The organism is Massilia sp. PWRC2, assembly GCF_049896725.1.
Classification (GTDB): Bacteria; Pseudomonadota; Gammaproteobacteria; order Burkholderiales; family Burkholderiaceae_D; genus JAFCUW01.
Map to the genome: position 1 here is coordinate 106,498 of NZ_JAFCUW010000001.1, position 19,305 is coordinate 125,802.

The 19,305-nt window shown below is 64.1% G+C and carries 13 protein-coding genes; 4 read left to right on the top strand and 9 right to left on the bottom strand.

Translation table 11 applies throughout. The features are described from left to right. Positions 1–20 precede the first annotated feature (20 nt). Complete coding sequence (locus ACP7BZ_RS00520; RefSeq protein WP_426109687.1) at positions 21–2,855, bottom strand: DNA polymerase II; 2,835 nt, start codon at positions 2,853–2,855, stop codon at positions 21–23. Further along, on the bottom strand, positions 2,848–3,801 hold the full coding sequence (locus tag ACP7BZ_RS00525; protein WP_426109688.1) for a LysR substrate-binding domain-containing protein: 954 nt from the start codon (positions 3,799–3,801) through the stop codon (positions 2,848–2,850). The genes ACP7BZ_RS00520 and ACP7BZ_RS00525 overlap by 8 nt, the downstream gene beginning before the upstream one ends. Positions 3,802–4,012: 211 nt before the next feature. On the opposite strand from ACP7BZ_RS00525, the gene ACP7BZ_RS00530 reads away from it, so the two are divergent. After that, the gene (locus ACP7BZ_RS00530; RefSeq protein WP_426109689.1) at positions 4,013–5,230 is read left to right on the top strand and encodes an MFS transporter; all 1,218 of its coding nucleotides are present in this window, start codon (positions 4,013–4,015) and stop codon (positions 5,228–5,230) included. 42 nt (positions 5,231–5,272) lie between these two features. Here the strand turns inward: ACP7BZ_RS00530 and ACP7BZ_RS00535 are convergent, their stop codons facing one another. From ACP7BZ_RS00535 to ACP7BZ_RS00545, 3 genes are all read right to left on the bottom strand, one after another. Next, on the bottom strand, positions 5,273–7,060 hold the full coding sequence (locus tag ACP7BZ_RS00535; protein WP_426109690.1) for a DUF885 domain-containing protein: 1,788 nt from the start codon (positions 7,058–7,060) through the stop codon (positions 5,273–5,275). A 112-nt stretch (positions 7,061–7,172) separates the two neighbouring features. Beyond that, positions 7,173–7,619, bottom strand: coding sequence for a GNAT family N-acetyltransferase (locus ACP7BZ_RS00540; RefSeq protein ID WP_426109691.1), 447 nt, complete (start codon positions 7,617–7,619; stop codon positions 7,173–7,175). Positions 7,620–7,641: 22 nt separating this feature from the next. Next, positions 7,642–8,721 carry an aldo/keto reductase gene (locus ACP7BZ_RS00545; RefSeq protein ID WP_426109692.1) on the bottom strand — a complete coding sequence of 360 codons (1,080 nt, stop codon included), beginning with the start codon at positions 8,719–8,721 and terminating at the stop codon, positions 7,642–7,644. A 77-nt stretch (positions 8,722–8,798) separates the two neighbouring features. Between ACP7BZ_RS00545 and ACP7BZ_RS00550 the strand changes: the two genes are divergently transcribed. Both ACP7BZ_RS00550 and ACP7BZ_RS00555 read left to right on the top strand, forming a co-directional pair. Then, positions 8,799–9,419, top strand: coding sequence for a TetR/AcrR family transcriptional regulator (locus ACP7BZ_RS00550; RefSeq protein WP_426109693.1), 621 nt, complete (start codon positions 8,799–8,801; stop codon positions 9,417–9,419). An 85-nt stretch (positions 9,420–9,504) separates the two neighbouring features. Next, positions 9,505–11,022, top strand: coding sequence for a peptide MFS transporter (locus ACP7BZ_RS00555; protein WP_426109694.1), 1,518 nt, complete (start codon positions 9,505–9,507; stop codon positions 11,020–11,022). A 4-nt stretch (positions 11,023–11,026) separates the two neighbouring features. Here ACP7BZ_RS00555 and ACP7BZ_RS00560 read toward each other — a convergent pair whose 3' ends face one another. Next, positions 11,027–13,669 carry a PAS domain-containing protein gene (locus ACP7BZ_RS00560; protein WP_426109695.1) on the bottom strand — a complete coding sequence of 881 codons (2,643 nt, stop codon included), beginning with the start codon at positions 13,667–13,669 and terminating at the stop codon, positions 11,027–11,029. Between the two features lie 395 nt (positions 13,670–14,064). On the opposite strand from ACP7BZ_RS00560, the gene ACP7BZ_RS00565 reads away from it, so the two are divergent. Beyond that, positions 14,065–14,472: a DUF4124 domain-containing protein gene (locus tag ACP7BZ_RS00565; protein WP_426109696.1), complete on the top strand. Its 408-nt coding sequence runs from the start codon at positions 14,065–14,067 to the stop codon at positions 14,470–14,472. A 13-nt stretch (positions 14,473–14,485) separates the two neighbouring features. Here the strand turns inward: ACP7BZ_RS00565 and ACP7BZ_RS00570 are convergent, their stop codons facing one another. The 3 genes from ACP7BZ_RS00570 to ACP7BZ_RS00580 form a co-directional block, all read right to left on the bottom strand. Continuing rightward, positions 14,486–17,440, bottom strand: coding sequence for a putative bifunctional diguanylate cyclase/phosphodiesterase (locus tag ACP7BZ_RS00570; RefSeq protein ID WP_426109697.1), 2,955 nt, complete (start codon positions 17,438–17,440; stop codon positions 14,486–14,488). Between the two features lie 144 nt (positions 17,441–17,584). After that, positions 17,585–18,328 (bottom strand): fatty acid desaturase, encoded by a 744-nt coding sequence (locus tag ACP7BZ_RS00575; RefSeq protein ID WP_426109698.1) that lies wholly within the window; start codon positions 18,326–18,328, stop codon positions 17,585–17,587. A 41-nt stretch (positions 18,329–18,369) separates the two neighbouring features. Continuing rightward, positions 18,370–19,185, bottom strand: a complete 816-nt coding sequence (locus ACP7BZ_RS00580; RefSeq protein WP_426109699.1) for a hypothetical protein — start codon at positions 19,183–19,185, stop codon at positions 18,370–18,372. Between the last annotated feature and the right edge of the window lie 120 nt (positions 19,186–19,305).

Sequence of the window (19,305 nt, forward strand, 5' to 3'; positions counted from 1 at the left end):
ACTGGCAGGATCAGAAGCGCTCAGAACAGTTCTTGCTGGCGACTGGTGAGAGCGGCGAAATTGTCGCCGACAAAGGGCAGGATGGCGTCGGCCACGGGCTGCAGCTGGCGACTCAGGTAGTGCTCGTAGTCAATTGGTGAGGTCAGCGCTTCGAGCGGCTCGGGCCCATTGATGGTCATCACATACGCGATCACGCCCCGGTTCTGGTATTGCAGGGGGCGGCCGTGCCGCCCATTGTAGGCATCGGCCAGGCGCGCCGCGCGCACCTGCGGCGGCACGTTGCGTTCGTAATCGTCGAGCGGCCGGCGCAGGCGCTTGCGGTAGACCAGCAGGGCATCGAACTGGCCGGCGGCAGTATCGCGCGCGTACTGACGCACGTAATCGCGGTAGGGCTCGCCCCGGAAAATTTTCAGATACAGCGCCTGCTGAAACTGCTGCGCCAGCGCGGTCCAGTCGCTGCGCACCGTTTCCAGCCCCTTGTAGACCATGCGCTCGCTACCGTCGGCCTGACGCACCAGGCCCGCGTAGCGCTTCTTGCTGCCCTCTTCCGAACCGCGGATGGTTGGCATCAGAAAGCGCCGGTAATGGGTTTCAAACTGCAGCTCAAGGCTGTTTGACAGATTGAACTGCGCGCGCAGATGCTGGTCCAACCAGTGATTGACATGTGCCACCAGCGCCCGGCCGATGCCGGTCGCGTCGTCTTCGGAGTGAGCATGCCCCAGCCACACAAAGGTCGAATCGGTATCGCCATAGATCACCTGGTAACCCTGCTCTTCAATGAGCTGGCGCGTCAGGTGCATGATGGCATGGCCGCGCAAGGTGATCGACGATGCCAGGCGTGGATCAAAAAACCGGCAGCCAGCGGAACCGAGCACGCCATACATGGCGTTCATGATAATTTTAAGCGCCTGCGACAGCGCTTGATTGCCGTCGCGCTTGGCTGCATCGCGGCCTTCCGAAATCTGTTTGACGATAGCGGGCAGGCAGTGCCGGGTGCGCGAAAAGCGCGCCCCGCGAAAACCATCGACCGTGTCGGCATCGTCTTCGCGCAAGCCGGCCACCAGCCCCACCGGGTCGATCAGGAAAGTGCGGATAATCGATGGGTACAGACTTTTATAATCGAGCACCAGCACCGAATCATAGAGGCCGGCGCGCGAATCCATCACAAAGCCGCCAGGGCTGTCTTCACCGGCCACGTCACCGAGGTTGGGCGCCACGTAGCCGTGCCGGTGCATCATCGGCATGTACAAATGTTCAAAGGCGGCCACCGAGCCGCCGCTGCGGTCGGCTGCCAGCCCGGTCACGCTGGCCCGTTCGAGCAGGAAGGCCAGCAAACTGGTCTTGGCGAAAATCCGCGTCACCAGTTCGCAGTCTTTCAGGTTGTAGCGCGCCAGTGCCGTCTTGTCTTCGGCAAAACGGCGATTGATTTCCGCCATGCGGTGGTAGGGGTTATCGATGGCCTTGCCTTCGCCCAGCAATTGCTGCGACACGTTTTCCAGGCTCATCGACGAAAAAGTCCAGGTCGCCGAGCGCAGCGCCTCGATGCCGTCGACCAGCAGGCGGCCGGCGGCGCTGGCAAAATAGTGTCCTTGCCGGCCACCGCCCTGCTCCCGGCCCTCCATCACGGCCCCGCCCCGCCCCAGCCGCAAAGGCACCTGGTAGCGCTCGGCTTGCTGCTGCAACACGCGCAAATCGAACTGGATCACGTTCCAGCCCACGATCACATCGGGGTCGTGTTCGGCAATCCAGGCGTTCAGGCCTTCGATCAGGGCGGCGCGGCTGTCGCAGTAGCGCAAGTCGAAGTCGAGTACAGGCGCAGATGCAGATGCAGTTACCGATGCAGGCGCGTGCGCTTCCGCAGTGGGGGGGCCCAGCATGAACACCGTGCGCGCGCCGCAGCCTTCCAGGCCGATGCAGTACAAGTCGCCTTTCTGGCTCGTTTCGATGTCGAGCGAGGCCATACGCAGGCGCGGCCGGTAGCCAGGCAGCGGCTTGATACGGGCGTCAAGCAGCAGGGTCGGGTCATGCGCCGATGGCGTACCCGTAAACGACACCGGCGCCGTGATGAAACGCTCCATCAGGTAGCGCTCGGGCGGACGCACATCGGCCTCGTAGACATCGATGCCGTGTTCGCGCAGGCGGCGGGCCAGCTTGGTCAGAGTGCGGTATTGCGTGCAATACAGGCCGAGTACGGGGCGGTGCGAAAAATCAAGCAGCGCCAGCGGGCGCAGCGCGCAACCGGCTTCCTGGCCGATGATGATGGCTGCCTGCGGTCCCTGCTCGGCGGGCAGGAAGGCGACCGATTCGTGGACCGGCAGACGCAGGCAGCGGGGGCCATCGTCGGTGGCCAGCCATAGCTCGACCTCGGTGCCGGCGGCACTGTCACGCCAGTGGCGGGTCAGCAGAAAACCATGGCCGGCATCGCTGGCGGCGGCGGCGGCGGCGGTGCTGGAATCGTCTACGGCGGCATCGTCCATGGCGCGATTGTCCGGGACGAGGGCATCACTGGCAGGATTGTCTGTGACGGGCGCATTCTTGGCGAGCTTGTCCATGGCGGGGGCATCCATGGCGGGGTTGTCCGTGCCGGGGGCATCCATGGCGGGATTGTCCGTGCCGGGGGCATCCATGGCGGGATTGTCCGTGCCGGGGGCATCCATGGCGGGATTGTCCGTGCCGGGGGCATCCATGGCGGGATTGTCAGTAGTTAGAGCGTCAGTGGCCAGGGCGTCCATGGCGGAGCTGTCCCGGATGGGAACCGCCGTGCCAGTGGCAGAGGTCGCCGCTTCAGCGCAGGCACGTTGCAGGTGGTCGGCGCCGGGGTCAGTCGTGTCTTGCTGATGTTCTACCTCAGGCATGCGTACTCTCGCGCGGCACCGGCGCTGGCAGAGGCGGCGCCTGCAAATCGGGGTTGCTGGCAAACAGGCTGGCGACCCACTCGGCAAACACGCGCACTTTGGGCGAACCCATGCGTCCCTGCGGGTAGAGCAAGGACATCGGCATCGGCGTCGGCGGCGTATCGGCCAGCACTTCGACCAGCGCGCCACTGTCGAGGTGCTGGCGGACCTGGTAGGCGCCCAGCTGGGCCAGGCCAAAATGCTGGAGCGCGCAGCAAACATTGGCTTCTGCATCGTTGACCGCGACCGGGCCGTGCATCGCCACCTTGACCACTTCGCCCGCCACCACAAAATCCCAGTCAAAGGCGCGTCCCGCGCGGCCCGAATAATGAACCACACTGGCATGCCCGGCCAGCTCATCGATATGGCGCGGTGTGCCGCGCGCGGCCAGGTAGGCCGGGGTGGCGCAGGTGACGAAACGCATATTGCCGATCTGGCGCCCGACCAGCGCGGAATCCTGCAACTGCCCTACCCGAACGGCGCAATCGATGCCTTCCTGGGTCAGGTCGACCAGCCGGTCGGTGATGCTGATATTAAGCTCGATCTCGGGATAGGCCTGGTGGAAGCGGCCCAGGTGGGGCAATACCAGCGTGTGACCGACGGCGGCTGGCAGATCGACCCGCAGCCTGCCCTTTGGCTGCAGCGCGCCCGGTCCCCGAAAACCCGCTTCGGCGGCATCGACGGCGCCGAGAATGTCGAGGCACTGGCGAAAATAGTCGGCGCCATCCTGGGTCAGCGACAGCCGCCGGGTGGTGCGCGCCAGCAGTTGCACGCCAAGATACGCTTCCAGATTTTTCAGGGTCGCCGTCAGCGCCGCCCGTGGCAAGCCCAGGGTTTCCGCCGCTTTTGAAAAGCTGTTGGCTTCGACAATACGAACAAAGGTTTGCATGGCCTTGAGCTTGTCCATGAGCGGCACTTTCTATTGTTCATAAAAGATGAAAGGTATAGGGAGATTATGCATTAATTATCTTTGCCCAGACTTTCTTTACAATAGCGCCAGCTGCCCCGCCGCGCTGCATCGGCCGCGCTCACTGTTGTTTTTCTTTGATTGTACTTTTCATCGTCTTTTTCATCGTCTTTCAGCGCCGCCCGTGGCGCCGCTCCTGGAGTTTATCAGCATGGCCCAGAACACCGAATCCGACATCTCTTCCGGCATGCTATTGCTGCTTGCCACCGCCTGCGGCTTGATCGTTGCCAATTTGTACTATGCGCAAACCCTGGTCGGGCCCATCAGTGTCGCCACCGGTCTATCGGCCGGCGCGGCCGGCCTGATCGTCACCCTGACCCAGATCGGCTACACGCTCGGTTTGCTGTTCATCGTGCCGCTGGGCGATCTGCTGGAAAACCGCCGGCTGGTGTTTACCGGCCTGCTGTTTACAGCCTGCGCGTTGCTGGTGGCGGCCTTCGCCAGCAGCGCCGTGCTGTTCCTGGCGGCGGCACTGGCGATCGGCCTGGGCTCGGTGGTCGCCCAGGTGCTGGTTCCCTTCGCCGCCCACCTGTCGAAAGAAGCCACGCGCGGGCAGGCGGTGGGAAAGGTGGTCAGCGGATTGCTGCTGGGGATCATGCTGGCACGCCCGGTGGCCTCCCTGATTGCCGACCACGCCAGCTGGCACGTGGTGTTTGGCGGCGCCGCCGTCGTCATTGTCGTGCTCGCCTTTGTGCTGCGCTGGAAATTGCCGCAGCGGGTGCCCAGCGCGCCCATGCCATATGCCAAACTGATCGGCTCGATGTGGCACCTGTTCCTCAGCACCGCCGTGCTGCGCCGCCGCGCCGCTTACCACGCCGGCCTGTTCGGCGCCTTCAGCTTGTTCTGGACAGTAACGCCGCTGATGCTGGCCGGCCCGTATTTTCACCTGTCGCAAACCGGCATCGCCGTGTTCGCCCTGGTCGGCATGGCCGGCGCCGTGGCGTCGCCGATTGCCGGCCGCCTGGCCGACCGCGGCCACACCCTGCTGGCCACGGCTGCCGCCCTGAGTCTGGGTATCCTCGGTTTCATCTTGCCGATGCTGTCACCGGCCTCGCGCCCGATCGGACTGGCACTGCTGGTGGCCGCGTCGATCGTCCTCGACATGGGCGTCGCTGCCAACCTGGTACTGGGGCAGCGCGCCATTTTTAACCTGGGCGCCGAGGTACGCGGGCGCCTCAACGGGATTTATTTTGCCCTGTTCTTCGCCGGCGGCGCGCTCGGCTCGGCGCTGGGCGGCTGGATGTTCGCCACCCATGGCTGGCACGCCGCCCTGCTCACCGGCATGGCCTTCCCTACCCTGGCCCTGCTGTACTGGATCAGCGACTACACGGCAGAGATGGCGGCTGCCGACGCCGCTGGCGCCAGCTGAGACGTCACGCCTGAGGCCCGGAGCGGTAAACGCGGCGGCGGTTCAGCGCGCCAGCGCGGCCGGCACGAACACTTCCATCACGGCCTTCCGCAACAAGGCCGGCGGCAACATGCCCTGGGCCAGCACGAAGTCGTTGAATGCCTGGCGATCGAATTTGTGGGGCAGCGCCACTTCAGCGGCCTGGCGCGTTTCCATCAAGCGCTGGTAGCCGTAGAAATACGCGGTCGCCTGGCCCGGCGAGCGGTAGGTGTAGCGCTGCATTTCCTGGGTGGCCAGCGCTTCCGACAGGCCGACGTCATCCATCAAAAACGCTTTGACCTGTTCCGGGGTGATTTCGCCCAGGTTGACCATGGGATCGAGAAACGCCCGCGCCGCCCGCATCATGCGGGCCTGCAAGGCAAACAGCTGGCCCTCGAGCGGCTCGTAAGGCTGCATTTCCGCTTCCGCATACAGGGCCCAGCCTTCGACGTTGACGCTGTTAAAAGCAAACACGCCGCGCGCGATCGACACGCCCGACTCGATCATCTTGGCGAACTGCAGTTCGTGGCCGGGCCGCGCTTCGTGCGCAGTGATCGACCAGGTGCCGGCATCGTGGGTGAAATCATCCATCAGCAGCGCCTTGCCGCCCTTGGCCGGCGGTACCGCCGTGGTCAACACGAATTCGCCGTATTCTCCCGTGTTGCCAATCAGCCGCGGCGGATTCATGTGGGGCGCCGGTGAAGCGGCGTTTTCAGCCTCCGATGCCAGCCGGATGCTTGCCTTGCGCGCTGGCAAAGTGACGATGTGATGCTCGCGCACGGCCGCCTCGATTTGCGCCAGGCGCGCCGCATACAGGGGCATGACTTGATCGGCCGCCACCTGCTGTTTTTTCAGCTCGGCCATGACGGCGCGGTAATCGGCGTGCGGCAGCTTGCGCTCGCGGGCGATCAGGCCGGCGGTGATATTCATCTGGTTGCGGATTTCCGCAAACGAGGTCAGCGCACGCGCCTTCAGTTCCAGCGGCGCGATGTCGACACCGAACTGGCGCAAGTTGTCGGCATAGATTTCCGCCGGCAGCCGATGGTCGGCGCGTGCACGCGGCAGCAGTTGTGCGCGCAACTGCTCGTTGTACGCTGTCAACTGCTGTTCGAGGGTGGCGAAGACGCTCTCCCAGCCCTTGATGTCGCTGTTGGCCAGCAACTGCTTTATCCCAGCGATCAGGGTGGGCGCATTGCTCAGCGCCAGTTCCACTTCATCCTTGAAGGGCCCGAGCAGCTTGTTGTTGGCTTTCAGGCGCTCCTGCAGGCGCTCGCCCGCCAGCAGCGTTGCTGGCCGGTAGCCCCGCGTCAGGCCCGTATATTTTTGCAGGCGCACCAGCAGGCTGGCCTGGCGCGCCTTGGGGATGCGCGGATCGAGCGTTTGGTTAACCACTTCGAACAGCGACTGCGTCAGGTCGATAAACGGCATGAAGTACTGGCGTTGCAGCGCTTGCGTACGCAGCTGGTCGTTGGCGCTGCCGATCAGGATGTCGAGATCCTGGACGATTTTGGGGTCGCGCTCGAGCTTGCGACGGCGCACCATCTCGGCGATGGCGGCGCGCTGGTCGCGGTTTTGCGCGGCAAAGGTGTCGCGCGAATAATCGGTGATCTGCTCATCGAAGCCATCGACGCCCAGCGAACTGGCGCTCTCCGGCGCATAGCGGGCCATCACCTTGAGCAGCAGCTGGGCATTTTCATTGCTCTTGCTGACCCAGGCGGCGTCGGTGACGGCGGCAGCAACGACGACGGGCGTGGCGAGCGACAGCAGCACGGCGAGAACGCCGGCGCGCAGGGGGGATGGCAGTTGCAGCATGGGTGTCCTTGATGGCGAGGTTGGCGAAATCAACCTGCCGATGGTAGCGGAGCGGCAGTCAGCCGGCAATCACTGATCAATACATATATCAGCGCGCCCGACCGAATCCTGCCTACAGCATCTTTTGCAGCCGCAGCGCCGCGCCACCATCTTCATAGTAGTCATCGTAATGACCAAACACCTGGTAGCCGCAAGCACGAAACAGCGCCTGCGACGGCGCATTGTCGACACTGATTTCCAGCCGCACCGCAGCGCTGCCGCGCGCGCGCGCGGCCAGCTCGGCGCTGGCCACCAGCGCCCTGCCCACGCCCTGTCCCATGGCGGCGGCGGCCACCGCGATCGAATAGACGCGCGCAATCCGGTGGCGGGCGTGAAAGCGCAGCACCAGGTGGCCACGCAATGCAGCGCCGGCGCCCTCCTCGTCCAGTAGCACCAGCGCGGCCGGGCTGCGCAAAAAGCCCGCCATGGCGCGCCGGCTGACGCCGTCACACACAAAACTGGCCGCTTCGAGCGCCGCCAGCGCCGCCAGGTCGGCCAGGCCGGCCCGCCGGATCACCACATCTGCACCATTGCCTGCTCCCTCAGAATTCGCCCCAGCCACGCACGGCGTGACCACCAAAGACCATGCGCCGGATGGCCGGGCTGGCCAGACTATCAGTAAAGCCCGGTGCTGTGGCGCTCACCGTGTCGAGGCGCTGGCGCTGGTCTGCGGTGAGCACGCAGGACAGCGCGGCCAGGTTGATGGCCAGCTGGTCCGGCGCGCTGGCGCCCACCAGCACCGCGCCCACCGCAGGCCGCCCCAGCAGCCAGGCCAGCGCCACTTCGGCGGCACTGCGTTCCTGTTCGATTGCCACCTGGCGCAGGACGGCGAGGATGTCCCAGTTTTTATCGGAAAATTTGCTGTTGCCAAACGGATTGGCGCCGCTCAGGCGTCCCGCTGCCGGTGTTTCGCCGCGCTGGTATTTGCCCGACAAAAAACCGCCCGCCAGCGGACTCCACGGCATCAGCGCGATGCCGGCCTCGAGCGCCACCGGCACGTGTTCGCGCTCAACATCGCGCGCCACCAGCGAATACTCGACCTGCATGGCCACCGGCGCCGGCAGCCGCCGTTCACTGGCAACGGTGGCCGCCTTCATGGCCAGCCAGGCGGGCATGTCGGAAAAGGCAAAATAGCGGATTTTGCCGGCGCGAACCAGGTCGCCCAGGGTGTGCAGGATTTCCTCTACCGGGGTGACGCCATCCCAGATGTGCATCCAGTACAGATCGATGTAATCGGTGCCCAGCCGCTTGAGCGAACCGTCGAGCGCACGGTGGATGTTCTTGGCGCCGGCGCCGCCCGCATTCGGATTGCCGCGCCCGGTGGCGCTCGCCTCGAGGGGACTGGAGCCAGCGTTAAAGCCAAACTTGGTGGCCAGCACCAGCTGGTCGCGCGTGCCGCTGTCGCGGATAAACCGGCCCAGTAGCGCTTCGCTGGCACCGCCGCCGTAAATGTCGGCGGTGTCGACGAAATTGCCGCCCTGACCCAGGTAGTTGTCGAACAGGCGACGCGCATCGGCATCGGCCGCGCCCCAGCGCGACGTCCCAAAGGTCATGGTGCCAAGGGCAAGCGGACTGACAACAAGGCCGGAGCGGCCAACAGTGCGGTAACTGGTGAGGTCCATGAGTATCTTTCGTAGTGATCGCTATTAAAGTCTGTCATGCTTGCGCCGGCGCGTCAATCTGTTTTATAAAGATCGCTATGAAAGAACTTCGCAAAAAAACCGGCCGCCCGCTGTCGTTCGACCGCGCCACCGCCCTCGAGCGCGCCATGCACGCCTTTTGGCGGCACGGCTATGAAACCACCTCGGTGGCCGCACTGACGGCCGCCATGGGGGTGACCGCGCCCAGCCTGTACGCCGCGTTCGGCGACAAGCAGGCGCTGTTTCTCGAAGCAATGCGCCTGTACGCCGGCGACACCGCCGCCATCGGCGCCGCGCTCGACCAGGCGCCCAGCGCGCATGCCGCCATCGGCGCCATGCTGGCCGCCTCGGCGCGCGCATTCACGGGCGCTGCAACCCCGCCCGGCTGCCTGCTGGCCAGCGCCACCGCCAGCGGCTCGCCAGCGTCGCTGCCGGTGCAGCAGGCGGTGACGGCGGTGCGGCGCGAGATTGGCGAACTGGTACGGCGCCGCATCGCCGCTGACATCGCCAGCGCGGCACTGCCCGCCAGCACCGATGCGCAGGCGCTGGCCGACCTGTTCATCGGCGTCATCCAGGGCATGTCCGTGCTGGCGCGCGACGGCGTGCCGCGCGAGCGCCTGCTGGCGCTGGCGAACCAGGCGCTGACGGCACTGCCAGTGCACCACCAACAAAGTCATTAGGCCGTCGCAACAATTCCCCGTAGAATTGCGCAGCTTGTCAAAATAAGGACGAGCCCGCCTTGCTTTGTTTCTACAGGAGAATTGCTTGTCTTTCCTTCAACGCCGCCTTGCCAACGCCGTGCCGGGCACCGCCACGCTGTTTTTCATCCAGATTTTTTGCACGCTGGGTTTTGCCGTCCTGTATTCCTCGCTGGTGCTGTATGCCACCAAGCACCTGCACTTTGCCGCCAGGGATGCCGCCGTCATGATGGGCGTGTTTGGCGCGTTTAATTATGGCCTGCACCTGTTCGGTGGCTATCTGGGTGGCCGCTTCATGTCGAACCGCAACCTGTTCGTGGTCGGCATGCTGCTGCAGATTATCGGTTGCGCCATTATTTCGCTCGGCTCGACCGCCCTGCTGTACGGCGGCCTCGCTTTCTTTCTCACTGGTAACGGCCTGAACGTCACCTGCGTCAACATGATGCTGACCCAGCGTTTTAGCCCCACCGACAACCGCCGCGAATCGGCGTTCCTGTGGAATTATGCCGGGATGAACATCGGCTTTTTCGTCGGCTTTACGGGTGCCGGCATCTTCCAGATCACGGAAAACTACCCTGCCCTGTTCGTTTTCGCTGCCACCGGCAACGTCGTCGCCTTCGGCCTGGCGCTGTTCAACTGGAACACCCTGGCCGACATCAGCACGCCCTTAATGACCATGCCGGTGCGCCAGTGGCGCCTGCGCCTGCTGGGCGGCGCCGCCATCATCGCGTTGATCGTGCCCTCGGTATGGCTGCTGCTCCAGCACCCGGTGTCGACGGGCGCCCTGATCAAGGGGTTTGCCGCCGTCGTCTTCGCCATCATTGGCGCTCTGGCCCTGCGCAACCGCGACCGCCGCGAGCGCAAGAACATGTTCGCTTACCTGATCCTGGCATGCGGCTCGCTGACCTTCTGGGCGCTGTACCAGATGGCGCCCAACGGCTTGCAGATTTTTGCCGAGCACAATGTCGACCGCATGGTGCTGGGCGTGGAAATCCAGCCCCAGTGGATCCAGAACATCAATTGCATGGTGATCGTCTTTGGCGGCCCCCTGCTGGCGGCCTGGTTCGCCCGCCTGCGCCAGCGAGGCTGGAACATCGATATCCCGAAACAGTTCGCCGCTGCCGTCATCTTGATGGGCCTCGGCTTTCTGTGCCTGCCGCTGGGCATCAAGCTGGCCGATCCCGTCAGCGGCCAGTCGGCCTTTGTCTGGCTGTTCCTGTCCTATGTGTTCCAGAGCGTCGGAGAATTGCTCATTTCCCCCATCGGCTACGCCATGATCGGCCGGCTGGCGCCGCGCCAGTACCAGGGTTCGATGATGGGTGCATGGATGCTGGTGACGGGCGTCGCTTCGCTGTTTGCCGGTGACTTTTCCAGCATGGTGCCGGATCCCGGCGCCGGCTCGCCACTGGTGAGCAACGCCGGCTATGCCGCGCTGTTCGCCAGCCTCGGCTGGGGCAGCGTGGCGGTCGGGGTGGCGCTGGTGCTGCTGGTGCCGTTCTTGAACAAGCTGATCCAGGATGCGCCGGCGGAAACGGCTGGCGCCGCTACCCTGCCGCCGGCAACCGACCTGGCCAAGGCAGCCTGACGGTTCAGCTGACCAGCCGCTGGGCGCCGTGCTCGAGCACGGCGTAACGGCTCTTGCCCTTTTTCTTGGCCACGTACAGCGCCTGATCGGCCTGCGACGACAACGACGCCGTGGTGGCATCGCTGTCGGCCAGGGCGATGCCGATGCTGGCCGAAATCTGCAGCGTGCGGCCATCGAAATAATAGGGCAACAGCAGCGCCTGCTGGATTTTATAGGCGATGATTTCGCAGTTTTCCAGGCTGTCGACCGCTTCGAGCACGACCGTAAATTCATCGCCCGCCAGCCGCGCCAGCAAATCGGACTGGCGCAAACTGGCGCCCACCCGCTTGCCAAATTCGACCAGCACGGCGTCGCCCGCGCCATGGCCGTGGGTGTCGTTGATGCGCTTGAAGTCATCCAGGTCGAGGTACATCAGCGCCAGCCGGGTCTGCTGGCGCTTGGAAAGTGCCAATGCCTTGGCCAGATGAAATTCATACATGCGGCGATTCGGCAAATTGGTCAGCGGATCGGCATTGGCCAGCGCCAGCAGCTTGCGTTCGTGCACGCGGGCGGCAGTGGCGTCGGTGGCCAGCACATACACACCGGCCACCCGGCCGTCGCGGTAATGGGGCATATAGGTGGTGTTCAAAATGCGCTCATGGCCCTTGCGCAACACGTTGACTTCGACGCTGGCCATGTGGCCGCCAAGGGCGCGGGCAATGCTGGGCGCGCGGGCGTCAAAATATGCCTGGCCGAACACCTCAATGACGGTGCGCCCGATCATGTGCTCACTGGCCACGCCCAGCCAGTCGCGGTACATGGCATTGGCAAACTGGTAGCGCAAGCTGCAGTCGAGGTATGAAATGAGCACCGGCACATTGTCGGTGATGGTGCGCAGGCGCTCTTCGCTGTCACACTGGGCGATCTCACTGAGACGGCGCGCGGTGATATCGAAGGCCATCGCAAAAAAGCCATCCGGGCGGCCGTTGGCGTCGCGCTGCGGCACAAACGCGGCGTGGTAATAAAACTGCTTGCCGTCGATGCTGACATCGTTGTCGAAGGCGGTGCGGCGCCCGCCCGCGGCCGCTTCATAAAATGGCGCGATCCTGGCGTAATCGACGTCGTTGTAAATCGAGCGCACGGTCTTGCCCACCAGCTGGTCGGCCGGTTTGCCATAAAACTGCAGCGCGCGCCCGTTCAGGTAGACAAAGCGGCCATGCCGATCGATCTGGCCAATCAGGGTCGGCAGATTTTCGGCAATCGCCCGCAGCATTTGCTCGCTGCTGCGCAGCTTGTCCTGCGACGCGCTCAGCGCAGTGATGTCCTGCATGGCGATGACGGCGCCGAGCCGCTCGCCGGACGGACTGCGCATCAGCCGGCCGCTGGCCAGCACGGTACGCCGCGCCAGCCCGGCCGGCGCGATCACCATGCGCAGCGCCTGCAACCGTTCGCCGGCCAGCGCGCGCTGCAGGGGAATTTCGGCAGGCGCCATCAGGGTGGTGCCGTCGGCGTGATACAGGTCGTACTGGCTGGCCCAGTCGAGGCTGGCCAGCGGCGCGGGCGCGCGCCCGTGGAATTCGCGGGCGGCACGGTTGAAGAAGGCCAGCTTGCCGTCGCCATCGCACGCCATGACGGCAACGTCGACCGTATCGAGCACGGCATCGAGCAGCTCCTGCTTTTGTTCGAGCGCGCGGCGGCTGGCGATCTGGCCGCTGACATCATTGATGAAGGCGCCCGTGTACTGCTGGCCATCGCTGCTAAAGCCATCGACCGTCATCTCGATGGTGATGTCCTCGCCGGTGCGGGTGCGCGCCGCGCGGCGGTTGCTGGCCGGGCCGGCACCGGCCTCACCGCCAAGCGGGGCAGCACCGGCCAGGATCGACGACCACGGCCGCCCCACCACCTCGGCGCGCGGCCAGCCGAACATGCGCGCGGCAGCGCCGTTCCACTCGACGATGTGGCCGGCGGCGTCGGTCGCCACGTAGGCCGAGAACGATGAGGCGATCATCGAGCGTACGCGCGCCTGGCTGCAGCGCAGGCTCGCTTCGACATCGGTGCGCTGACGCATCTCGCGGTTGAGTACCTCGTTTTTTTGCAGCAGGACGGCGCTGCGCTCGGCCAGCCGCAGCTGCAGCGCGCCGCTCAAGGCGTGTAGCGCGCTCACTGCCGCCAGCCGCGCGCGCGCCTGGCTGTCGCGATTGAGTTCTTCCTCGACCATGGTGGCGAGCGACTGCAGCAGCCCCAGCTGGGAGGCCGTAAGCACGCGCGGCACTGTATCGATCACGCACAAGGTGCCCACCGCGTGGCCGCTGACGCTGCACAGGCGGTGACCGGCGTAAAAGCCGATGTGCGGGCCGCCGGCGACCAGCGGGTGGCTGGCAAAGCGCGGGTCGGCGCTGGCATCGTGGACGACGAAGCAGCCGGCACTGCCGATGGTGTAGCTGCAAAAGGTGCCGGCGCGCGGCCACGCCGTCATCGCCAGGCCCCGGCTGGCCTTGAACCACTGGCGCTCGCTGTCGATCAGCGACACCAGCGCGATCGGCATGCCGAAAGCGGCGCTGGCCAGTTCGACGAAACGGTCGAAGCGTACCTCCGCAGCGCTGCCCTGCAAGCCCAGGCCCAGCAGGGCGGCAACGCGCGCCCCTTCGTCGATATCAAATTTGTCCATACGGCCCCTGAAGCGTTGAGCGTCCCCGGCAAGGACGCTGACGCCCTCCACACAGCAAGGCGCAGCAAGCAGCGCGGCGGAGAGCGACGGCAGCGGGATTTAGGCAGCCACACGCATGCTAACTTGGGCTGCGACAAAACAAAAGCTAATGTTAATTTTTAATTGCAACAATTCACTTGCAGTGCAAAAAGACACAATTAAATGCTATGTTAGGCACTTAATTGTTACTTTACGTTGCAATTAGCGGGCCATGGTTGCGCTGCGGCAGGGCCCCGGTCGAGCTGCGCCAGCCTGGTCCTACAAGCACACGGCCGACTGTCTCTATGATGTCGAACAAATAACTATTAATCTGCCGGACATATCCCTGATTCGTTCTGCCAGCCCTGGAGTTTGTCATGCGCGCCACCCTGCCTGCCCGGCTTTCCACGCTGTTGTCCACCCTGCCTTCGACGCTTACTGCGGGCCTGTGCGCCGCCGTTCTGGCGTTGCCCGCCTGGGCCAGTGGCGACATCGTCAAGTGCGTCGATGGCGCCGGCCATGTGACGCTCACCGACAGCGACTGCGGCAGTGCCAGCGCCACCGTGCTGGTGGCGGCGGCCCGCCCGGCACCGGTGGTGCGGCGCGTGGCGCCACTGGTGCCGGGCGGGGCGCCGCTCGAGCATGCCGCGTGGGTCAGTTCGCGCCCGCGCAGCAGCACGCTGGCCGGTGACGCCGCGACCCTGCGCGCCGCCCGCAGCAGCCTGCAGGCGCTCGATGAGGCGGCCAGCAGCGCACGGCGTCAGCGGCTGGCCGCGCTCAATTGAACTGACAAGCAGTTCAGTGAAGGTCGTGCACCGACGAGATCGGCGCGGTGGTGCCTGGCTGCATCGCTTCGGCCCCCAGTGTCTTCACCAGCATCGCCAGCTCGTCGTTGTCGATGAAACTGGCCGACGACGCCGCGCTGAGCATGCGCTCCGGTGGCAGCGAACGCGAAACGGCAAAGCCCTGCACATAGTCGACGCCGATTTCAGCGAGCGTCTTGACGGTGGCGGTATCTTCAGCCCACTCGGCGATGGTCTTCATGCCGAGGTTGACGGCGAGGTTGACGATCGCCTCGACGATGGCGACATTGGCTGGATGGTCATTGATGTTGACAATAAAATTGCCATCGATTTTCAGCACATCGGCCGGTAGTTCTTTTAAATACGAAAACGAGGTGTAGCCGGCGCCGAAATCGTCGAGCGCCACCTTGACGCCAAAGGTGCGCACCTGTTCGATAAAACGGCGCGTGTTGTCGAGATCGTGCAAGGCCACGCTCTCGGTGATTTCCATGCACAGGCGGCTGGCCACGTGCACATGGCGGCCGAGGATATCGATGGTGTCCTGCACGAAGCGCTCGTCATTGAGCGAGGCGCCCGACAGGTTCATGCAGACAAAGCGGGTGTGCGGCAGCCTGGCCAGATTGGCTGAAATCCACGCCAGCGTGGTGGCCAGCACCCAGCGGTCGATGACGCCGGCGCGCCCGCTTTTCTCGGCGGCGGCAATGATCGGGCCAGCGGTGGTGACGCTGCCGTCGCGCTCGCGCATGCGCAGCAGCACCTCGAAATTGAGCGAGTCATGGGGCGACTTGAGCGACATTATCGGCTGCATTTCGAGGAACATGCCCTCGGTGGCATTGATCGACGCCAGCCGCGCCACCAGCGACAGTTCGGCTTCGCGCTCGTGGAAGGCAGCGGCGTTGCGCTCGTACACCACCAGGCCGTCGCGCCGTCCCAGCTTTGCTTCGCGGCAGGCGCGGTCGGCGGTAGAAACGGCGTCCTTCATCTGCATGCCGGCCGACACTTCGATCAGGCCGACCGAGCCACGCACCGTAAACGCCTTGTCGCCGACCCGGTACGGGGTGTTGCCGATGCGCTCGACGATGCCGCGGCAAATCAGCGAGGCCAGCGGAATGGCAGTGTCGGGCATGACGATGACGAATTCGTCGCCGCCCACGCGGCCAATTTGCTGGCCGCCAGCGAGCATGGTGGCCATCCGTTCGCACACCTGCTTGAGCACTTCGTCACCAGCGCCGTGGCCAAACAAATCATTGATCAGCTTGAAGCGGTCGAGGTCGATATAGGCCAGCGCCACCGGTTTGCCGCCCGCATGCGCGCCGGTTGCATTGGCAAACATTTTTTCGATACCGCGGCGGTTGAAGACCTTGGTCAGCGGGTCATTATTGGCCATGAAGCGCAGCTGTTCGGTGGCCTTGGTCTGCTCCGTCACATCCTGCAGCACCCCTTCGATGCGGCCGCGCGCGAGAATGGCGCGCACCATGAAGCGGCGCTGGCCGTCGCGGTCGGTGATTTCCAGTTCGGCGTCGGCCTGGCGGTTGACCATCTCGTGCAACTGGCGCCAGACGGCATCTTCGAAAAACTGGTTCCAGCGCGTGCGGGTGAGCACGATCGGCGCACCGAGCATTTTTTGCAGGGCCGGATTGGCGCTGAGGAAGTGGCCGTACAGGTCCAGCGTGAACAGGCCGACCGGCATGGCGCTGTAGGTATGTTCCAGCTCAGCCTGGGCATCGATGCGCTGTTCAATTTCAGCGCGCATCTGCTCGGCCACCGCCAGCGCCGCCAGCAGGCTCGAGGCCAGCGCCGCCGTCACCGAATTGATCACCCCGGTCAGTTCGCGCATGCCGAAGGCTGCGGCCAGCACTTCGGCCAGCGACGCCACAAACGTCACGGCGAACGAGGCAGCGATCCACGACGCCACCCGCGTGCGCGACTTGAACATGATGCTCACCAGGCCCAACGTGGTAATCGAGCAGCCGACCACCATGATGGCCCACAGGATCGGCAGGAACACGCGGTACGGCAGCAGCACGGCGCCCACCAGCATGGGCAGGCAGCACCACTGCATGGCGCGCATCGCCAGCCGGTAGCGCGAATGGCGGAAATTTTCTTGTAGCAGGCTCTGGTACAGGGTCAAGGTACACAGGCCGTACAGGGTAATGGTCAGCGCGCGGCTGATCAACAGCCAGTTTTCCGGCACCACCTGCCCCAGCCACTGGATATCCCAGCCGGCCGACAGCGCACCGACCCGTAAATTGAGGATCAGCCAGGCGGCGAACAGCACGTACAGGCGCTGGCGGTTGATGGCGGCGGTAATCAGGACGAACAGCGCCAGCACGATCATGCCGCCGTCGAGCAAGCCCGACTTGCGGTGGTAGTGCTCGACCGACAGTTCGAACTGCTTGTCGGGCCACTGCAGCGCGGTGAGACGGGCGGGACCGATGAACGACGCCCGGCACAGCACGTGTGGCGGCGGCAGGGGCATTTGCAACACAAAGCCGGACTTGACGACCGATAGCGCCAGGTAGGCCGCGCTGCGGGTGGCCTGGCCGATCATTTGTAAATTGTCGGCATCCCAGCACGCCATTTCCACCGCGTGGCGAGAAGGAAATTCGACGACCACATGCTGGCCAGGGCGTGGCACGGTGTGGAAATCAAACCACACCGGCGCTTCCGACAACTGGGTGTCGAAGGTCGACAGCAGCTCTTTCTGTTGCAGGGCACTGAGGGCGGCGTCCGGCGTCTGCGCCACCCCGGTATGGGGCGCGACCCGCATCACCAGGGCCACTTCACCGCCGGTGGCGTACTGGTTTTGCCACATCAGCAGGGCGATCATTGAAATGAGCGCAATGCCAATGGGCACAAGGTAAAACGAGAATAGCCGCAAGGCCGCATCGAGTCCACGCTGCGCCAGCAGGGACAAGCGTGAGTGTGAAATGGGCAGCAACTTTTGCATGGAACGGAATCTGTTAACTGGACGGACGGCGGGAACGCTCCCCCCATCAATCTGCCAGCATACAGGCAACAAGTGATGGGATGCAACATTTCACGCACAACCCTCTAACACTGATGCAATTCCGACAATGCGCAGACTGGCCCCTCAGCGCTTATTAATACGACACAATTTCACCAGCGACAGAGTGCGAACCACTGCCCAGCCCATGTCAAACTCATACCATTTTTCCGACAGCTTGGCCGAGCCAGGACGCGCATGATGATTGTTATGCAACTCTTCACCGCAAAATATGAGTCCCAGAGGAAACAAATTGCGCGAGTGGTCTTTGGTATCGTGGTTGCGGTAGCCTGCCGTGTGCGCCAGGCCATTGATAAAGCCGGAAGCCCAGAACGGCAGCGCGAGAATTTGCAGCAGCCACACCAGCGCACCGGCACCGGCGCCAAATACCAGCATTTCGATCAGCAGGAACAGCGGCGCCCCCTTGTAACGGTGGATCACGTACAGGTGGCGGTCGAGCCAGTCTTCCTTGATGCCGACGCCGTAGAGGTTGACCAGCGCTTCGTTACGCGCAGCTTTGCGGTACAACAGGGTGCCGCGCGTGAGCAGCGCCCATAAACCGTGGATCTGCGGGCTGTGCGGATCGTCTTCGGTGTCGCACTTGGCATGGTGCTTGCGGTGCACCGCCACCCACTGGCGGGTGGTGACGCCTACCGTGGTCAGCCAGATCCACAGCCGAAAGCAGTGGCACAGCAGCGGATGAAAGGTGATCGCCCGGTGCGTCATGCTGCGGTGCAGGTAGAGGCTGACAGCGGCCGAGGTCAGCTGCATCGATACGAGCACGATCAGCGCGCCCTGCCATACATTAATATGAATCAAACCAGAAAACATGGAAACTCCGTCGACAATTCAAGAAGGAAACCGGCAGTGCATCAAACGCCGGCAAAGCTGTGCTCGCGCAAGCGGGCCAGCTCGGGCACGAAGTCGGGTACACAGTCGGGCGCCACGCTGCGCGACAGGTGCAGCGCCAGTTTCTTGCCGATATCGATGTCGGGATGCTGGGTCTGCTTGAAGAATTTCAGCAGCGGGTGGCCGGCGGCACTCCAGCGCGCTTCGCCGGTGGCAATTTCAAACGCCATCACGCGGTGCGCGATATTGCCCACGTGATGCAGCGGCACGTAGGCCTTGTCGTCAAACACGTCGCGGAACATCAGTTGCTCATACTGGCGGTCGATCGGCGCACGGCCGGTGACGATGGCATGCTCGATGTGCTGCTGTTCGCAGTACTCGAAGCACGCCTTGATCAGCGCAATTTTGACCAGCCGGCCCACGCGTCCCTCATCGATGCCCAGTCGCGTCACTTCGGCCAGACGCGCGCCACGCAGCCAGTGGGGCAACACGATCGACTGCTCGACGTGCAGCGGGCCCTGCAGATTGGTCTGGATGCGGGTGCTGCCCAGCGGCGAGCCGTCGAGCTTCGATTCGGCCAGCAGGACGATGCTGTCGTCGTCATAGTCGCAAGCTTCCGGCAACACCAGGGTGGCGGCAAAGGCCGGCACGTGGCGGGCATAGGCAGCATGGCGCACCTGCACGGCCTTGCGCATATCGTCGGCGGTCTCGACCCGCTTGATGGTAAACGGCAGGCGTTCAACATACGCCTGTCCGGCAAGGCGCTGATCGCGCGCCATTGCGGACATTAGGGGCGCGGCGCTGGACGGGGTTGGGGTCACTGCGAATTGCTGTTCCATCGAAAACTCCTTGAGAAAAGATAAATTCCGTTTTATCAATTATCAATCTTCCAACCGTTATCAATTTGGCGAGAAAGCTGGGTTTTCGGTGTCAGTTTAAGCAATATAGATATCGTTGCC

Excerpts from the sequence above, each read along its gene's own strand:
- ACP7BZ_RS00570 (WP_426109697.1), bottom strand. The coding sequence starts at position 17,440 with ATGCAAAAGTTGCTGCCCATTTCACACTCACGCTTGTCCCTGCTGGCG.
- ACP7BZ_RS00560 (WP_426109695.1), bottom strand. The coding sequence starts at position 13,669 with ATGGACAAATTTGATATCGACGAAGGGGCGCGCGTTGCCGCCCTGCTG.
- ACP7BZ_RS00575 (WP_426109698.1), bottom strand. The coding sequence starts at position 18,328 with ATGTTTTCTGGTTTGATTCATATTAATGTATGGCAGGGCGCGCTGATC.
- ACP7BZ_RS00565 (WP_426109696.1), top strand. The coding sequence starts at position 14,065 with ATGCGCGCCACCCTGCCTGCCCGGCTTTCCACGCTGTTGTCCACCCTG.
- ACP7BZ_RS00545 (WP_426109692.1), bottom strand. The coding sequence starts at position 8,721 with ATGGACCTCACCAGTTACCGCACTGTTGGCCGCTCCGGCCTTGTTGTC.
- ACP7BZ_RS00550 (WP_426109693.1), top strand. The coding sequence starts at position 8,799 with ATGAAAGAACTTCGCAAAAAAACCGGCCGCCCGCTGTCGTTCGACCGC.
- ACP7BZ_RS00525 (WP_426109688.1), bottom strand. The coding sequence starts at position 3,801 with ATGGACAAGCTCAAGGCCATGCAAACCTTTGTTCGTATTGTCGAAGCC.
- ACP7BZ_RS00580 (WP_426109699.1), bottom strand. The coding sequence starts at position 19,185 with ATGGAACAGCAATTCGCAGTGACCCCAACCCCGTCCAGCGCCGCGCCC.
- ACP7BZ_RS00535 (WP_426109690.1), bottom strand. The coding sequence starts at position 7,060 with ATGCTGCAACTGCCATCCCCCCTGCGCGCCGGCGTTCTCGCCGTGCTG.
- ACP7BZ_RS00530 (WP_426109689.1), top strand. The coding sequence starts at position 4,013 with ATGGCCCAGAACACCGAATCCGACATCTCTTCCGGCATGCTATTGCTG.
- ACP7BZ_RS00520 (WP_426109687.1), bottom strand. The coding sequence starts at position 2,855 with ATGCCTGAGGTAGAACATCAGCAAGACACGACTGACCCCGGCGCCGAC.